Origin of the sequence: Brevibacillus brevis (assembly GCF_031583145.1) — a bacterium.
GTDB classification, from domain to species: Bacteria; Bacillota; Bacilli; order Brevibacillales; family Brevibacillaceae; genus Brevibacillus; species Brevibacillus brevis_E.
Genome location: NZ_CP134050.1, coordinates 653,774 through 670,164, shown reverse-complemented (window position 1 = coordinate 670,164; position 16,391 = coordinate 653,774). Strand labels below are relative to the sequence as shown.

Genomic DNA, 16,391 nt, shown 5'->3' with positions numbered 1-16,391 from the left:
TTTCCCCCTGTGGAAGGTACTGATTTGTACAAATCGTGACCTCAAGGTACTATATGTACCTCTGTTCCTTTAAACTAATGTATCCGTCATCCCCAATAATGACGTGATCCAGTAATGGGATGCCAACAACTTCTCCTGCTTCCATTAGGTTTTTTGTTACTTTTATGTCTTCTCGACTGGGCGTGGGATCACCACTCGGATGATTGTGCAGACAAATCACATTTGCTGCGCTCCTCTTGATCGCCTCTTTAAAAACCTCTCGGGGATGGACAACCGATGCATCCAAACTTCCGATAAAGATTGTCTGCTTACCGATTACACGATTTTTTGTATTCAGAAACAGACATATAAAATGTTCCTGCGTTAAGTACCTCATTTCAGGCATCATTAGTTCCGCTACATCACGCGGGAGACGAATGGAAATCCTTTTCTCTCTTGGGCTGGTTACATATTTGTGTGCCAATCCAAAGGAGGCGACGATCCGCTGTGCTGCCATTTCACTGATGGGCACAAGCTCCATGATTTCATGGGCAGACATCGAAGCGAGTTGTTGAATCCCGATGCCAGCTAACTTATGAATGATTACAGCATCCGCTTCGTTTCCGATAATGATCGTCAACAGATCGTTCAGATTTGCTTCCTTCGTCCCGTAGAACGATACGCTTTCCTTGGCTTTTTGGACAAAATCCGTTGCAAAGCATTCGTACTGAAACATGTCAATTTGTTGCACTGTTACCTCCCTACTCAAACCGGGCCGTGTGGCCCATGTTTGAGCCACACGTTTACCGCCACGGTGGTAGGCGAAAGTTTCTTGATGATTGGAGTGGGTCAATATCCTAGCCAAACTGGTTTAACCAATGGCAATCTCCTTTATCTCTTCATCCGGCAGCTTGATGAAGATGGCGTTTTTTCCTATTGCGTCTTTGTGAAACGTGGCCTTGAGGAAAACCATGGTCAAATTTCCGTTGATCACGAAATGAACAGAAAAGTGAATCGTCTCGGAATCAACCAATACGCGACCCATGATGTAATCCTTCAGCTTCATCAACATATCCCAGATTCTTCCATTTTTGGTTTGGCCGACGGAAATCGCCTCTTCCGGTTCGATATAAGTCCTCCATAGAACAGGAGATACGAATACCGGGATCTTGATCCCCATTTCTTGCGCGAAGGATGAAATATCGATTCCTTCCCGCTGCTGTTTGTCTTTTTCCATGAAAGCCACCCTTTCGGTTTGGAAAAATGAAAAAGCCAGCAGCTCTTCTAAGAGTTACTGGCTTTTTAGTCCTTTGCCGTTTACAATGACAACTACACTTTTGGATTTTTCTTCCCTTGGTACACGGATGAAAGCTCTTGACTTCATCCTATTGTTATTTCACTTTGGATGAGCGGAATTGCTTACCGGACATGACACGAAAGACACCGTGTTCTTTCATTTGCTCTTCGTCCCATCCTGTCTTTTTCATGAGCTTCGTGGCCTCTGTTGATCCCAGCTTGAAGAAATCAAACGGATTCAACCCTTTTTCCCGGATATGTCGGGCAAGAGCTTCCCAATTCCCTTCCCACGAAAAAGACGGGACAAAATCAAATTGGGTGTCTCCCACTACGACTTTTCCGTTTTGCTCAACATACTGCTTTAACTCTTCCTTCTTGGCTTTCAATATCGCTTCCAAATGTAGAATCTCAGCCGCCAATTGTTGAGCCTGTTTGTGATTTTCTTCTTTGTTTTCTTCCGGAAGATCCACTGGGATTGTTCCTTCATCAACCAATGCTACCGCTTCGATACCCATCGGTTCATCCCATGGAAAAATCACCGTTTGACCGTTCATGTTCATGCAATATTCCTCCTCCATTTTGATCATGGGAGAAGCCGACCCATGCAGATCGGCTTCTTCGTTTTCGTTCTGTTAGACAGCTACCTTGGTGAGCAGTTCGCCGGCATCTTGTTCCAGCTCCACCCGAGCATCCCCTTGAAGAGTTTGGGCGGCACGGGTCATGGCCTGCATGACGTAGAACAGGCTGTCACCAGGTTCTATCATGTAATTACTGGTGATGGTATCCGTCATGGATTGACTGTATTTTTTGTCCTTGGCCAGCGTTTTGATGAAATCAAGCGGGTTTTCCACCTTGACCTCTTTGGCAGCCAAAGCCCGTTCCAACATGTCATCCCCGGCTTTGACGGCAGACGTAAACGCTTCGGCTACCCGGGCGTACATCTCCTTCTCCCGCAGGTGAATGTGGCGCTGCTTGAACACGTCCCCGTCATGGGTCCAGCGCATCAAGCCATTCGAGCAAACCAGGCGGTATACCATCGGTTGGATCGTAACCGAGCGAGCCCCCACTTCGGAGTTGGACAAATGGACCCCTACCATGTGGACATCCGGTCGACCCTCCAGTGTTCTCCCGATATTTCTTGTCAGATCAGGGAACACAATACGCAGGTGCATGCCGCGCTCATCGCGGTACCAGTATGAAATCCGATGGTCTTCCTCTGTCCCAATCATGGATTCGATCATGCCGAGGAACTGATCATCATCAAACCGGCTGTAATCCTTGGACAAGGCACCACGAATCATGGGGCCCAGTTGTTCGGATCGTGACCGATACGTACGCAACATCCATTCCTCGTCCCCTGGCAGCCGCTCTGCGAAGTAGTTAAAGTTCGTTGCCCTCAAATCACTTGGGCAGCGGCGCATGAAGCGAGCCGGCAACTCCAGTTTTTGATACATCTGGTTTTCCGCCCATTCAGTTGCCGGGCTGGCGACCGCATTCGTAAAAAGTGTCTGGAACGTAAAGTGTCCATCGTCACGCATCCGTACCTGATTAGCCGGTACAACGAAATCTTCTTTTTGCTGTGCTTGACGGTTCAGTTCGTCCAAAATCCGCTTGAAATTTTCTCCTGCATTGTGCATGTAATTCATCATTCATTCCTCCTCAATGAACTTGGTATTTTTTCGTCATGGGACATTCGCGGATAAAGCTGCAGTTGGTGCAGCTGCTTCCCAATTTGGGCGGGAAAGCTATCTCCGGTTGTGTCCCTTTTTTCAGTTCCTGATAGGCGGCTCTCGCCTGGTGAATCTTCAACTTGGCCCATTCGAGGGTTTCCGCAATCGCTTCAGGCGTTACCTGTGCGGTTTTGATGACATTCTTCCTTGGAAACAGATAAGCGACCTCCGAAGCGTAAAGACCGGATTGCCACGCGCTCCAAGCATAAAGAAGCAGTTGCTTGGGCTTCTGCATGACCTCATAGACTGCCCAGGATGTTTTCCAGTCGTAAATTGTGAGGGAAAACAAATCGTACTGGACAATGAGATCAATCACCACATGGAACAGATCCGTTTCCGTAATGGGAGTGACGATTTCACGCTCGACCGCTACAATTTCCCCTTTGAAAATGTGGGTTTGCAACATTCGATACGCCTTTAATGCCAACTCCTGCACGTCTTTCGGAATTCCCACCGGCGGCGGCTGCCTTAAAACAGAAGAAGCAATGACTTCGTGGAATTGCTTCCCGTTCGCCATTGCTTCCGTTTCCTTCTCCGGCATCCCCAACACGTACCGGAAATAGTACGCATGGGGGCAGGAGTCATATTTGAAGAGTCGGCTGTAGCTCCATTTCCAGCTCACGCCGTTCTCTCCTTCATCTTTTGCAGCTCTCGCTGAATGGTACTTTCCAAATCTGACGCTTTCTCTTCGTTCCGAATTGCTTCTACAAGTTCGCGAACGGTGACATCAGCTCGTTTGGCCCATTCCGCCCACAAATCCTTGGGGAGCTGATGCATCTTCACGGCGCGCTCCCAAAGACTTTCAATACCGGTTTCTTTCTCGGTTTTCCTGACAAAATCCTCCGCAGCTTTTTCATTCGCCAGGTATTTGCCAATCAGAAGGACATGGAAGGCTTCCTTCGATTTCTCAGACGTGAATAGTTGCCACTCCCGCCATGCCCACTGTAGAACAGCATGTGCATAATGCGGGTTGGTGTAAAACATTTTCCCGTCGATCTTCCCGAGAAAGCCCATCAATTTCCATTGGTGTGCGGAAAGCTTCATGGCCGGATGATCTGCCCATGTCTTTTTCTTCCGCTTTTTCCTCCTGGCGGCTTCATGTTTGGCCTTATATTCATTGATCACTTCTTGTTCTCCTTTTCCCTGCAGAAGACCGATAAATTTTGCCACGCCCCCTTTTACCTGGCAGCGGAAGCAGTGAAACGTATTCTTGACAGGATTCAGGTAAAGATGGAACCCGCGATCTGCTGTACCGACAATCTCTCCGCAAAACGGGCAATGGATGCGAATCTCACCTCTCGGCGCAGCCTTTTGCTGTGCCAAGAGATGGAAACCATTCGCTACGTCAAAGATTTCAGGAAAAATGCTCATGCACTGCGCACCTCCTGAATCTCTTGTCCGCTGCGGCCAGCAATTGCCTCAAAATCTCCCATCGTGCGAGTCAGGAACTTTAACAATTGTCCCCCCATCAAGTTGTTTAAGTCTTGTTGGGCCACCGGATGATCTTCCGGAATCAGGACTTTGCTGCCGTTATGCAGGAACAAAATAAAGCAAGGTGTGTCGTTGATGGCCGTTCCTTGCACATCCGTTACGGTTCCCGTAATCCAACGGGGCGTATCAGACGGAGTGATGGCAGCGTGTTCCTTATGAGCACCGGATTGATTTTGTGGCGGTTGCTTCCCTTCTTGTCCTTGCGGCCGGTTCGACGCCCTTCTGCTTTCGTTTCGGTTGTGACCGGGCGTTCCATTCTCACGTCGTGGGTTGGGTTCATCCGATGGAGCTGCTTCCGCCCAATCCTTCAAGTCCTCTACATCCTGGGTAAAGATACCTGAAGAACGGGTTGCAGAAAGCACCGCGTCAATCAGGCCGCGCTTCTTGGCCATCTTCAGTACGGTGTTCCATAATGAGTGGAGATCCTCATTTTCGATCCGGTATTTGATATAGGTTCCGTTTCCGTTCTTTTTCGGAAAACTCTTCTGTACCAAGGAGTTTTTATCAATCCCCCTCGGCAACTCGTTTTCGTAGACCCAACGCCAGCGGTATCGGCTTTCCATGGTATTGGCTTCCCCAACCCCATCGGCAATGGTCACCCCGCTGCGTCGATGGATCAGGCTAATCGTTACCCGAGCCCGATAGTAGCCGGTATCTCTTTCCGCCGTTTCTTCGATCATCTTTACGATCGGTGAGAAGCCATACAGTTCGCATAGTTTTTCGGCACCCGCTTTCAGCAGCGTGGGTTTCGCAGTACCTTCCAGAACGCCGTAGTCTTGCCCCTCAATCATGACTTCCTTGAAGAATTGCTGTGTCAGATTGAGTTTTTGTTTCATCTCCTGCAAGACAGCGTGCATCTCTTGGGAACTGTAGCCCTCCATCAAGCGAGTTTCCTGTCCATCGATGACCGTCAGTGGGTTATTCATGGAATCTCCTTTCTTCGCCTCTCGGCCAACGTGCTATTGTTTTCTCCCGCACGAGGGATTTGGTGTATACAAAAAGACTTCTCCCAAACCATCAGAGAGAAGTCTTTTGTGTCCTGCGATGACCATTCCCTAGAACGGCAAATCGTCATCCGTAATATGGATTGGTTTTCCTGAGCCACCAAAAGGATCGGCAAATGGATCTGCCGAGGCAAAAGGATCATGGTTAGAATGCGGGTTGTTTGCTTGATCATCCTGTGCTTTATCAAGGAAATAAGCACGGTCCGCCACAACCTCTGTCACGTATACTTTTCGGCCTTCCTGGTTTTCGTATGACCGGGTTTGCAGCCTTCCTTCCACCCCAACTTGTCGGCCCTTGCGCAAGTAGTTTGCGCACAGATCGGCAAGTTTTTGCCAAGTTACGATGTTGATAAAATCCGCTTGCCGTTCTCCTTCTTGATTGGCATACGGGCGATTCACGGCCAGCGTAAACGTCGTAACAGCGATTCCGCTTGTCGTGTAGCGCATCTCCGATAGGAATAGGTAAGACTTTGATGTTATCGCCGCCTTTTCCCCTCCTTCACACCGTACGTGAGAGTTTCCCCTCATACGGCGTTCCATCTTGGGTGCTTACTTAACCGATAAGTTCCAGCCCAGCTTTCTTCCGATACTGGTTGATGCGCTTCAGTACCGTCTTTGATGGCATGATTCGTATCAGCAGGTTCCGGATCGTCTCAGGGTCTGTGGCATGTATCAGTCTATGGACAACCTTGTGGATGATTCTGAGGTTGTCGAAATCATCCGTGCCACCAAGATGCTTGGGCAGATAGTGATGGCAGTGTACATCTTCGGCGAAGAGGAACATGCCCGTTATTTCACACTTGCCCATCTTCATGCTGTAGTGGCTTAGGCGGTTGTCCATATACTGTACCGTTGCGTTTGGAATGTGGGACTTCATCAATTTGAGAAGTTCCCATTCCACGTCACCCTGTAGTCGTTTGTGGATGAGTTCTCTACCCTGCATAGTGAATGGGGTTAGTTCTTGTTTGAATTGATAACTGTTCCATTCATGCTGTACGTCTGCCAGCGGGTAGAGATAAACCCCTGCCACCTTGTACGTTCTATAGGCATTCCTATAGAATTTGGTGTACGTCGGTGGCGGGTCTTCGGGATGCTCGTATCTGGAGAGACCCTTGAGCCTGTTATACAGGAACCTGCCTAGGTCGTAGGCAATGCGTGAGAATTCAATGTTTACGTGTGTTGCCTTCTTGAAGTAGTTATGGATTCCTAGGACGAAGCTGTTGTATCGTAGCACATTTTGGGCTGTCGGGGATTTCTGGATGTTTTTGATGAGTTCCTTGGCTTGTTTCTTGATTTGCTGTTTCTTCTTGTCCCGGATGCCCGTGTGCGCCACGTATTTCTTACCCTTTTTGATCGCCCATATCGTGAAACCCAGGAATTCGGATTTTCGTTTCCGAAGGTTCACGATTTGGGACTTTTCGGGGGAGATGTCGAGTTTCAGGCGGTCTTTCAGGTACAGGCGGACGGCGTGGTACCACTTTTGGGCGGTTTTCCAGTCCCGGCAAAGGATTTTGAAATCATCCGCGTAGCGGACGATGTATCCTTCTTTGAGATTGGTTTCCTTGAGGGCTCTGTTTTTCTTTTCGTTGCTGCTGTATTGGTGCCGTGTTCGGAATGTCTCCCATTGTCCTGCTACCCATTGGTCTAAGTCGTTGAGCACAATGTTGGATAGCAATGGGGAGATGATTCCTCCCTGTGGCGTGCCCTTGGTCGGTACTCCCTCACCCTCAATGGGGGCTTTCAGTATTTTCATGATAATGCGGAGCACCTTTCTGTCCCGGATTCCCATGTTCCACATCTGCTTCATCAGCAGGGAGTGGTTGACGTTATCAAAGAAACCTTTGATGTCGATGTCAACCACGTAATGAAGTCTTGCGTGGTTTACGAGGTGTTGCACTCGTGCCAGCGCATGGTGTGCCGAGCGCAGCGGCCTGAAACCATAGCTGTGCTTGTAGAAGTGGGCTTCGGTTATCGGTTCCAGTACCTGCTTAAACGCCTGCTGGATGATGCGGTCAATCATGCATGGGATTCCGAGTGGACGTTTGCCGTTTCTGCCTTCTTTAGGGATGTACACTCTCCTTACCTTTTTGGGTTGGTAGTTGGAGAGTATCCGCCTGACTTTTTCAACCAGTTCGTCCTCTGGTATCCTCTTAATATCCTCGATGGTAACCCCATCTGTGCCGGGTGTGACCGATCCCTTGTTGCTTTTGATGGTGCGGAAGGCAAGGAGGATGTTCTCACGGCTGGTGATGATGTCATAGAGGCGGACGAACCCCTTCCCTTGCTTCGCCTCTTCATGTAGTCTGGTGAAGGTATCGGTCATCCCGTAGTACTCCCAGTATCTTAAAGCCTGCACCGTGGCATTCCTCCTTTCGGAATGTCCCCACGTTCCTACCCGACCTTTGCAGTTCGCTGGAAAATCGGTTCTTGGCGCCCAAGACTGGGGGCTGTTCCTCCGCTCCCATTACAGGAGCTTCATCAGTCGCGCCCCCGCTCTCACGGCAGCAAACGCATTTCGGCTTCCGCCTTATAGCGACCACCCCGGATGGCAGTCCGTTTGGTGTGGGTGTCTGCCGCTTTCCCTGTTCCCTGTCCCCTAGCTATCCATGCCGGTTTTAGGTGACCCCTCTGGGCCTGTGGGCTGGATACCGCCATTGTCCGGTATAGCGTGTTTCCTAAAGACCATTCGTACTCCACGCCACCCACCCAGCTCCCGCTGGCAGTGCCTTTCGGTCATCGTGACGATTTAGACCCGTACATTCGGGGATTCGTCAGTCCGCTTTGGACGTTCTCACCATGACCGGCTTTTCAGCCGCCCGGCCTATCCCGCGCCATACCTTCCCTCTCGGGTGGCTCCAGGCGCGGTTCAGCCGCCTTTACCTGGCTTCACACCCCGTGCCCTGCCAGACCCGGCGCGTGCAGGAGTCTTAGCGGTGCAGTTTCAGGCAGACATGGTGCCGTCATTCCTGCACTCAGGGACAGAGTTGGGCGATTGCCCTCCCATTTCCCGCGTTTAGGCGGTTATAGGGAAACAGGTCGCACGATCTTTCGTCAGACGACCAATCAAAATTACTCGATTCATGATTTCTCCTTTCCGCCGATTTCTCGGCTCGTGCTATTGTTTCGCCCGCACGGGGGCAAAATAAAAAAGACTTCCTTCCTAAAGCGGTAGAAAAGTCTTTCGTTCCTGAATGAATCAACATCATTCCTGAGATTTTGTGGAGCGCTCCTGAAATAATCGAAAAAACGCTTGAAAAATCGTGTAGAAATCGGAATGTTCCAGTTTCCCTAATACCTTGATAACCAGTTCCTGATTGATGGTAAACACTCTGTTCACTTTGGCAACGGAAGGCTTTAATAACCCTGCCGCTTCCCAGTTTTGAATGACGATATCGTATTCATTAACTGGCATAGCGGAAGTTATCATCATACAAATAAAACGCCCCGTTTTCTCTTGGCTGTCTGCATTCGACAGAACCAGAGCGGGACGTTTCTCCATTCCTTCCAGATCGGAAAAAGGAAAGGGAAGTAGGACGATGCTCCCTTGTTCATAGGTCATTATATACATCGTCCTCCTTACTATTCCATTCAGCAAGTGAAGATTCACTCAGCTTCAGGAATCCCATCTCTTCCAATTCAGAGTATAACCGAAAAAATAATTCCCTTTTTTCGGTTTCGGTCAATTCCATAATGGACTTTAAGATGGATTCGATTTTTGTCATACAGACCACCTCAAAGCCATTATACTTTGAAATCTCCACAAGCAACACCTCCTATTGTCGTCCATCCTGATTGGTAAACGGACGATTTACCGCAAGGGAAGAGGGCAAAATGAAAAAAGACTTCCTCCCCTCACGGTTGAAAAGTCTTCCATTTCCTGTGCCTGATGAAAAAATCATGACAGGCCATATTTACTTACAAATTCTTCCGGGGTTAAAAACTCAATCTCACGAATGAGTCGCTTCCCTTCTTCATCCGTAACGTACTCATGAAGTGTTGTCAAACTTCTGTCATTGGAGATGACTACTTTTGCGCCTCCACAGATCGCACATTCGATGAACATGGCATCGTTCGGATCAAAACACCATGAATAACTTAGGTCAGGCTCAATTTCTTTGGCTCGAAGCAAGTACAATGCTGCCATACGAAAGGCAGGTAACGGATTTTTGCCTTTTCGCCCACTTACTTGGTAAATCGCGACAAGTAATTCTTTCGCCATTTCTTCTGTTACCAAATGTTGATGGTGAACCATGACCATTTCGAGACATTCCCAAGCAACCGAATCATTTTCAATGATCGCTCGAATAAAAGAAGAGGTATCAATGATAACGTTCATTGTACCTCTCCTTCCCGAATCGATCTCCGAACTTCTTTGATGATTCGATCCAATTCTTCTTCACTAAGCCGCGGTGCATCTGCATACTCTCTCCGGCATGCTTCCAATTCTTTTTGTAAACTGTCCATCCCTTTCCTCTCCTTTTCCATAAATGATTTCACCCCCTTTTGATACAACATCCTTTACCCTATTGTATTTTGAAGAAGGTGTTTTGAAAACGCAAAAAGGCGTAGTACCCCTTTTGACAGAAAAATCCTGCAAAAAGCGTACTACGCCTATGCACCAAAAACGATTACTCATGTGCAAATGATACAGCCATGCCCAACATGTTTGCCACCTGCACCCGTCACGAGTCCGTGCCTTGCTCTCTCGCAACTCCCCATGCCACTCTTGTCCAAGCAAGGATACGACAAGCGCGGCATCCGTTCCGCCCATGTTGTCCAAACTGCTTCCCCTGCATGTTTGGAAGAGGCGCACCATGGGTCAAAGCCTCACACCATTTCTTGATGTTTTACGCCCAACGTAAAACATCCTCCTCATTGGGAAAAGGTATTGCCAACTACCCAACGGTATGAGGTATCCCGTTTCTTCGCAATCTCCCATGCTCAACATGGTTGATTGTATACGAACCCCTATCCGCTTCACGGAAAAAGCCTCTGATGATTCGTATATTGGACTTGGTTTGCCCATATTTTACCTAATGCTCTATCTCTTCGTCAAGAGGGAGAGAGGGGTGTTGTACGCCTGTGATATTGTCATCCTGTAACCCGTCATGAAAATGTCACCGTGGGACAGGAGATAATCACATTGCTGATGGTCTGGTGCCAAGGCCAAGCGCTACGATTGTGTGAAACTACCAAACTTAGATCTCGCGAATCCTATTCAATGAAAGGAAGCGACCTGCGAACAAACTGGTTGTCCGAACGCACCGTGCGAAGATACCTGGCTTAGTATCGGAAAGCAACGAAGATCCATAATCTACATTTCATACTCCATTGTCATTAAATGCTGTCATAAAGGTCATACTCAAAAATGATATCCATTTCCTCCGATTCATATCTGAATGTATTGCCATAAGCACCGCCAAAACCAAATCCGCCAAGATTAATTTCATAGGGGACTTCAACAACGAAATAACCATTAGCACCAATATCAATTGCAGTAGCGCCCTCTTCTCTTACTTCCTCAGCTGATGGACTTGTCCAAGCGTAGTTTTCTTCCCAGTCATAATCATAAGTTCCACTAACGCGACGGGAAGAAACACCTGTAACATCGACAATTTGTCGAAAACTACCGGACGCATAAATTTTTAGAGTAGCAACAACCTTCGCACTAAAGTCATCATTTTCGGGGTATTCTTCAGTATGTTGTACAGTTTTATAGGCGTAAGAGTTAGTTTCAGCTAAAGTAGTGATTGTATCTGCAAATAGTTCAGGATATTGTTTTTTCAGCCTAGCTTCAGTTTTTTTGGTCTGCTCTTTATCATACTTATCGGCTTCTTCAACGGTTATACCCATATCTTCCGCAAGGATCTTAAGATATTCTTCTCGGGTAAGATCAGTTACCTTGACAGTGATGCTCTTCTCCGAAGCCATTACAGATGTGCCAACGAGAAACAGCATAAAGGTGGTCAAAATACTACACAATAGTTTTTTCATCGTATCACCTCATATAATTTAATAGCTTCACGAAAGATATTACTAAATAATGGTAATGCTGCCAATATATTATATATTTTGATTTATTTGTTATATTCAAGTTGATTGAGTCGATTTAGTTTGTTTAAGGGAGAGAAATCCTTAATATTATTCTCCTTAATGTTTAATCTTTTTAGTACTCTTAAATTTTGAAGAGGCATAATGTCGGTTATCTGGTTATGGAAAATATGAAGAGTCTCTAATGATGATAGATTGGCTAATGCTGATATATCATTTATCTGATTAAATTCTAAGTAAAGATGTTTCAAGTTAACTAAACGTTCTAGTTTCTCAATAGACGTAATTCGATTGAAGCCTGCAGATAAAAAAGTTAAATTCGTTAGATTTTCGATGGGATCGATATTTGTTATCTTATTGTTTGATATATATAACGTTTTGGCTTCTTTTAGATCTCTCAGGAAATCAATTTTTTCAATTCCGTTTGAACTAATGTTCAAATGGTTAAGAGTGTATAGGCTTTTAATACTTTCAAAATTATTTATATAATTGTTGGATAGGTCTAATGATTGTATTTTTTTGAGATACTGAAGTCCTTCTAAATCTTCAATGCTTTGACCCGACAAATCTAACTTTACAACTTTACCCATTTCACCTTTTGAAATAGATCCATTGTTATCTGCATCAACTCCCTGATTTATAAGAGCTCGCTTTAAATTCGGATCTGGAATACGTACTTCCCGATTGACCTCAAATATTGAAGAAAAAAATACTATCACTGCCAATGCAAACAGTAATAAAATGTTTTTTTTGAACATCACTTTGCACAACACCCCAGTTCTTTTTTCGCTGAATATTGCTTTTTCTTTGCACCAAGGATTGCAGCCATCTCATAAAACCCGCTGTTGGTATTAAGTATAATCCACCGCATCACAAACTAAATTATGCCATAAATTACACGTTTTAGGTGATTTTGTTTTTGCGAACAAATATAGCCGGAATCCTAACAATAATTCTGTCCAGTAACTGACTGATACAATAATTCTGTCCAGAAACTGACTGATACAATGGCTAGAGCATTCATTTTAGGAAAGGAATAAGTCGCCCCCTTTTCAATGTGGTACTGCGGAAACAGTAACACTTCTTTGAAGATCGAATGCAGCCTTATATCCGTTAATTAAAGAAAGGATTCATCCCCAAAAGGATTCTCTTACTTTCCACCCAATAGGGTCAAGGGTTCTCTTTGTCTACGAACTTGATTCAATTGGCTCCGAGAAAGAACTTCCAATTAGGGGATGAAACCTTCCTACTAAACTGGTTGATTGATTTTAACAAAATTGTTGATAATCCCAAGCAGTCTGCTAAGCGGGTGGGCTAGCCAATCCTCCCCTTACGGGGGCGACCCAATTGGCAACAAACAGCCTACGCGAGGCTCGCTGTCAACCGGATGCGGCGATGTTACTAACCGCAATTTACTGACGTTTGATAGCTTGTCTCTGGTGCACATTAATTTGATATTCAAGTGACATTTTCACAAACTATTGACGGGAACGGGTGTCCAATTATTTTCCCACTTCATCATCATGCCTTTTTCCCAAAGGTCCAGGGTCGCAGCAAAGTGTCCCGGCTGAATGACAGATCGCAACTTGTCCCAATTTGCCCCGAACCATAATACCCGCTCCCGTTCGGGAGGGTGGACATCCCCATACAAAATCCGAATGTCCACCAGTTCTTCTCCAATCCGGATCGTACCCCCGCTGGGGTTTGTCTGAATATCAATGGACTCCACGTAGTCTAGCCAGTGGTCCAAGACACGCTCCAGGATCAGTTTTTTTACGGCCTCGTCTCCGGCAAGAGGTTCGATGGCGTAAACGGTGAGCTTTTGGTTGTCCTCGGATTGGGCTTGGCCGCGCATCATGATGCCAGCCGACAAAAGCTGCTTGATCGTTTCCCGTGTTTCTCTCTTGGTGGCATGAAACCAGTCTGCGGAAGTGGCCGTGATGATCCCGATGGTTTTCACCCATTCCAGCAGCAGGGACTGAACCTCCAGAGATGAGGTTTGCGTAGGTTCCCAGTTGAATTTCCATGATTTCCCGAACATGTTTTCTCACCCGATTACGCGGGTAATTTCGCCGCTCAACCGACGCTCTTTGTTGTTGACCCGCTGCAATTGAATGAACACTACTTGTCCTTCTTTGAGCAACCCTTTGTGCAGGCTTCGCTTCGGATGCAGGCAATACACATCCAAACCTGGAACCAGTTCGACCCAATATCCGGCGTCGAATTGCCGTTTAATCACGCCTTTGTATACACCACGGAGATTGAACTTTGTGCCAATCAATCCCCATTTGTCCTGAAGAACAGGGGAAACAATCAGTTTCGTGGATGAGCGAGTATTGGTTTCGTTTGGCTGTTGCTCCCCTTCGTCAGCGGCTTCGCTCCGTGTCTCCGATTGCTCGTCTCTTACAATCTCCTTGACTTCTACGGTGATTGTATGACCCACTTGATACACGTATCGCAAATCCTTAAATGGCAATTTCAAGTCGGAATTGGTAAACGTAAATGAAAACCCGGAGGTTTCTGCCACGATACGGTTCTGCGATACTTTTGTCACCGTAGCCGTGTATTGATCCCCTACCTTCACCCGCCGTAAGGCAATTTCCTGCATCAGTTCGATGGCACGGATACGGCTGCACAGCACTTGTTCGGCGTCCTGGTCAATGTGCAGGATCATGACCGGAATGGTCTGCCCCAGGAATTCATTCATCTCGGATGATTTTTCTACGCCTGTTTCCATTCGCGGAACGAGTCCTTTCACAGTCCCAGTTGGCTCTACTTCCAATACCCAACAGCGAACGGATTCTTCGTTCAATTTGTGTGTCTCCAAGCCGACAACATTGGCCTGAATGGCCATGTTGTTTTGTTTGGCGGCGAACAACTCCGCCCAGAAGTTTTTCTGATCCCCTTTGCGCTCGAAAATGTTTGCCAACATGAACAATTCCTCCTTTTTCACATGAATGTGAGAAAATAAAAATAGCCCTCTTCCTTATGGGAGAGTAGCTATTGATCATATCTTCCAATATCTTTCTTCTCGCTCGTCCAGAATAAATGCTCCCGTTTTTATGTCCACTCGGAGAAATGGAACGAACGGTACCTCCTCGCTGACTTTTGCTGATCTCTGCTTCCGGGTTGTTGGCTTCTTGGTAGCCACTATCCGTTGCTTGTTGACAGCTGCTTGTCTTGCCATGTCATACTCCACCTTTACCAAATATCTTGAAGCCCCACTAAGAGAATGCCTCCAGAAGGGTTAAACCCGTTACTATCGTGATTCCTACCAAAACCAGGGTCCAAAATCGCCACTTCATCCAATGGACACCCCCACTTCATTTGAGAGGAAGCCGTATTATCCCGTTTTTCGTTTGGTTTTTCGTAACGTAAACCATTTCTCTTCCCCGGAAAGATTGGACTGCTCCGGAAACACAATCGTGATCTTCTTTCTCTGCTGATCTCCCGCTTCTTGTGATACTGCTGCTTTTTCCTCCTCTGATTCGCTCGGAACATCTGTCGAGATCATCTCCTCCTTTCGTTTTCTCTTCACTGTTTCTAACCACGCGAATGGCTTCCGTTTTTCTTCTTCCTCCTTCCCTTCTGGTATTCGAACCAGTTCCCCCTTCACGAGTTTGGGTACCTGCAGCTGCCCGTTCTTTACGAGCCTGGCGACAAAGTGATAGGCAGGCAATTCCATGAGCTGTGTCGGAGTAAACCGCGGTACTTCCTTTTCCGTCTGGGTCACTTTGTCCGCCGTGATTGCTTTTATTCCCATATGGGTGTCGTACATTTTGGTCTGATTAACGCGCTTTTCCGTCCCAAACAAGGCGCTGAACTTTTTTGCATCCGCTTCGTGTTCACAGGCGAAAATCAATTTGTTCCGGCAGTTGGTCATGATGGTATCCTCCAAGCCGGGATATCCGTCTACCTTCAGCTGGGAAATATTCTGGATGGCGATCGTACACGCGTTTCGATATTTCCGCCCCAACGTCAATAGTCGGCGAAAATCCGGATTGAGATATTCCGGCAGCTCGTCAATGAAGGTGTAATGTGGGCGCCTCGTCCATTGGTTCCCCGGCCGACGAAAAACAGCGTTTTGAAATGTCATAATGGCAAACTGGCCGAAAATGCTGCTGAGATTCCCCAACTCTCCCAACGCGGAGTTAATGAGAACCACCCCTCCGTTTGCCAAATGATCCTCAAACCGGACACTCTCGTCCTTCTTTTTCGTCAGCAGTTTCAACACCAGCTCGTTCCCAACCAAGTCTTCCAGCTGCATCCGAAGGCCCGTAGAGATTTTGGTGAAGTTTTCACTGTCGAAAACCTCAACCTGAAAAAACTCCACAAGGTCATCTCTCCTGTATTTTCGTTCATAATCCGTGATGTGTTCCTTCAGCGTTTTGAGATTTCGGAGCGCGCGGACAATATGCAGCAGATCGGCATCGTCTCCGTACAGACGCTTCAAAAGCAAGACCGCATTTCGTGCAGCCATTTCCTGCACCAATGCAAAAAAGGCTTCTTGTTTGCCAAAAAGCCTTTTCAATACGGTCCTCGTCATTTCCGCGACGACTTGAGGTTCGCCCAAAAGCGGGTTTAAACCATCGCTTCCGTCCCACGTTGGATCGATTCGCCAAACCGGGATACCGTAGGCAAGGCACCCTTGGTAAATATCCTCCACAAAGTCGCCGCTTGGCTCCAAAATCAGCATCCCGACACGGTTTCCACGCTTATACGACTCCAAGATTTGCATGGCCATGGGAGAGAGCAAGTAACTTGTTTTCCCGCTCCCGGTTGGTCCCACAACCAGGGTGTGCAAAAACGCATCCAATCCGCCATAGGTGACGATCATGTG

The 16,391-nt window shown here is 47.1% G+C and carries 19 protein-coding genes; all 19 read right to left on the bottom strand.

All coding sequences use genetic code 11. The features are described from left to right. Nucleotides 1-49: 49 nt before the first annotated feature. The 19 genes from radC to RGB73_RS03475 all read right to left on the bottom strand — a co-directional run bounded on the left by radC (nt 50) and on the right by RGB73_RS03475 (nt 16,388). Nucleotides 50-715: a RadC family protein gene (gene radC, locus RGB73_RS03565; RefSeq protein ID WP_396136195.1), complete on the bottom strand. Its 666-nt coding sequence runs from the start codon at nt 713-715 to the stop codon at nt 50-52. Between the two features lie 135 nt (nt 716-850). After that, entirely contained in the window at nt 851-1,216 is a 366-nt protein-coding gene (locus RGB73_RS03560; RefSeq protein ID WP_310769229.1) for a hypothetical protein, read from the bottom strand. 154 nt (nt 1,217-1,370) lie between these two features. Then, nucleotides 1,371-1,835: a hypothetical protein gene (locus RGB73_RS03555; protein ID WP_310769228.1), complete on the bottom strand. Its 465-nt coding sequence runs from the start codon at nt 1,833-1,835 to the stop codon at nt 1,371-1,373. Nucleotides 1,836-1,907: 72 nt separating this feature from the next. Further along, on the bottom strand, nt 1,908-2,924 hold the full coding sequence (locus RGB73_RS03550; protein WP_310769227.1) for a DUF932 domain-containing protein: 1,017 nt from the start codon (nt 2,922-2,924) through the stop codon (nt 1,908-1,910). 10 nt (nt 2,925-2,934) lie between these two features. Then, nucleotides 2,935-3,627 (bottom strand): PD-(D/E)XK nuclease family protein, encoded by a 693-nt coding sequence (locus RGB73_RS03545; RefSeq protein ID WP_024984520.1) that lies wholly within the window; start codon nt 3,625-3,627, stop codon nt 2,935-2,937. Further along, nucleotides 3,624-4,175: a hypothetical protein gene (locus RGB73_RS03540; protein WP_310769226.1), complete on the bottom strand. Its 552-nt coding sequence runs from the start codon at nt 4,173-4,175 to the stop codon at nt 3,624-3,626. The genes RGB73_RS03545 and RGB73_RS03540 overlap by 4 nt, the downstream gene beginning before the upstream one ends. 197 nt (nt 4,176-4,372) lie before the next feature. Then, complete coding sequence (locus RGB73_RS03535; RefSeq protein ID WP_310769225.1) at nt 4,373-5,422, bottom strand: hypothetical protein; 1,050 nt, start codon at nt 5,420-5,422, stop codon at nt 4,373-4,375. A 129-nt stretch (nt 5,423-5,551) separates the two neighbouring features. Further along, nucleotides 5,552-5,947 carry a single-stranded DNA-binding protein gene (ssb, locus tag RGB73_RS03530; protein ID WP_310774106.1) on the bottom strand — a complete coding sequence of 132 codons (396 nt, stop codon included), beginning with the start codon at nt 5,945-5,947 and terminating at the stop codon, nt 5,552-5,554. A gap of 106 nt (nt 5,948-6,053) precedes the next feature. Next, complete coding sequence (gene ltrA, locus RGB73_RS03525; RefSeq protein ID WP_310764563.1) at nt 6,054-7,856, bottom strand: group II intron reverse transcriptase/maturase; 1,803 nt, start codon at nt 7,854-7,856, stop codon at nt 6,054-6,056. 846 nt (nt 7,857-8,702) lie between these two features. Beyond that, complete coding sequence (locus RGB73_RS03520; protein ID WP_310769224.1) at nt 8,703-9,059, bottom strand: type II toxin-antitoxin system PemK/MazF family toxin; 357 nt, start codon at nt 9,057-9,059, stop codon at nt 8,703-8,705. Beyond that, entirely contained in the window at nt 9,049-9,261 is a 213-nt protein-coding gene (locus RGB73_RS03515; RefSeq protein WP_310769223.1) for a hypothetical protein, read from the bottom strand. The genes RGB73_RS03520 and RGB73_RS03515 overlap by 11 nt, the downstream gene beginning before the upstream one ends. A gap of 134 nt (nt 9,262-9,395) precedes the next feature. After that, nucleotides 9,396-9,836 (bottom strand): putative toxin-antitoxin system toxin component, PIN family, encoded by a 441-nt coding sequence (locus RGB73_RS03510; RefSeq protein WP_310769221.1) that lies wholly within the window; start codon nt 9,834-9,836, stop codon nt 9,396-9,398. Next, nucleotides 9,833-9,964 (bottom strand): hypothetical protein, encoded by a 132-nt coding sequence (locus tag RGB73_RS03505; protein ID WP_310769219.1) that lies wholly within the window; start codon nt 9,962-9,964, stop codon nt 9,833-9,835. The genes RGB73_RS03510 and RGB73_RS03505 overlap by 4 nt, the downstream gene beginning before the upstream one ends. Nucleotides 9,965-10,837: 873 nt before the next feature. Then, on the bottom strand, nt 10,838-11,494 hold the full coding sequence (locus tag RGB73_RS03500; protein ID WP_310769217.1) for a hypothetical protein: 657 nt from the start codon (nt 11,492-11,494) through the stop codon (nt 10,838-10,840). An 83-nt stretch (nt 11,495-11,577) separates the two neighbouring features. Further along, nucleotides 11,578-12,309 (bottom strand): leucine-rich repeat domain-containing protein, encoded by a 732-nt coding sequence (locus RGB73_RS03495; RefSeq protein WP_310774104.1) that lies wholly within the window; start codon nt 12,307-12,309, stop codon nt 11,578-11,580. A 713-nt stretch (nt 12,310-13,022) separates the two neighbouring features. Further along, nucleotides 13,023-13,592, bottom strand: a complete 570-nt coding sequence (locus tag RGB73_RS03490; RefSeq protein ID WP_310769215.1) for a hypothetical protein — start codon at nt 13,590-13,592, stop codon at nt 13,023-13,025. A 6-nt stretch (nt 13,593-13,598) separates the two neighbouring features. Further along, nucleotides 13,599-14,483, bottom strand: a complete 885-nt coding sequence (locus RGB73_RS03485; protein ID WP_310769213.1) for a hypothetical protein — start codon at nt 14,481-14,483, stop codon at nt 13,599-13,601. Between the two features lie 75 nt (nt 14,484-14,558). After that, nucleotides 14,559-14,738 (bottom strand): hypothetical protein, encoded by a 180-nt coding sequence (locus tag RGB73_RS03480; RefSeq protein ID WP_310769211.1) that lies wholly within the window; start codon nt 14,736-14,738, stop codon nt 14,559-14,561. A 156-nt stretch (nt 14,739-14,894) separates the two neighbouring features. After that, complete coding sequence (locus RGB73_RS03475) at nt 14,895-16,388, bottom strand: type IV secretory system conjugative DNA transfer family protein (RefSeq protein ID WP_310769209.1); 1,494 nt, start codon at nt 16,386-16,388, stop codon at nt 14,895-14,897. Nucleotides 16,389-16,391: the final 3 nt, after the last annotated feature.